This window comes from Peribacillus sp. P4_B1 (genome assembly GCF_056402395.1).
Genome location: NZ_JBFUHM010000161.1, coordinates 1 through 724, shown reverse-complemented (window position 1 = coordinate 724; position 724 = coordinate 1). Strand labels below are relative to the sequence as shown.

The 724-nt window shown below is 44.3% G+C and carries 1 pseudogene; it reads right to left on the bottom strand.

Annotated elements, in window-relative coordinates:
* Nucleotides 1-308: pseudogene (locus AC1DVK_RS27070) on the bottom strand (group II intron reverse transcriptase/maturase); the annotation flags it as partial.
* Nucleotides 309-724 lie beyond the last annotated feature (416 nt).

Below are 724 nucleotides of genomic sequence, written 5' to 3'. Positions count from 1 at the left end.
GAAAAGGTTGAGTCATATATCTTGGTCAATATTTGGGCAATGGCTTGTTGAATGAAACGGTCTAGAACGGTTGGAATACCCAAAAGCCGAACTCCGCCGTTTGGTTTCGGGATTTCGATACGACGGACGGGCTTCGGTTGATAGGTACCCTGTAAAAGGGCAGTTTTCATGTTGTACCATTCGGTTACGAGGTGCGGTCTCAGGTTTTGGACCCGCATTCCGTCTACACCATGGCTTCCCTTATTTCTTTCTACACGCTTCAATGCCTGTATTAAGTTTTCCCTCTCTAGTATCTGTTCCATTAACATCGTTGATATCCTTTCTACGTGGATAAATGGTCTATTTGTGCCTTTATCTGCTCCACCCTTTTGAAGTTCCCCGTGTATTCACCACTTCTTCCTTCAAATAAGTTCCGTTAGGAATTGTTTGYTTCTTCACAGATAACGAACGCCTAGTATTCATCCTCCTTAATCTGTTCGGTCCTTCCTTRTCTTCTCGAGTAGACAAGTACTATGACCTCTGCTGACTTCTGRTGATTCAGCTGTCCATCACTGGAAAGGTTRCCAAGTGTACTTGGCTGTCATCAGACCTCCCCGGGTAAGAGTGCAATCTTTCCCTCCATCTATCTGCTTCATTTACTCTGTACCACCTTCGGCAGTAAGGACTTTGTTTTGTTTCGCAAACTCATCCAATGATACCTAGCCTTATATGAAGTTCGTGTTCC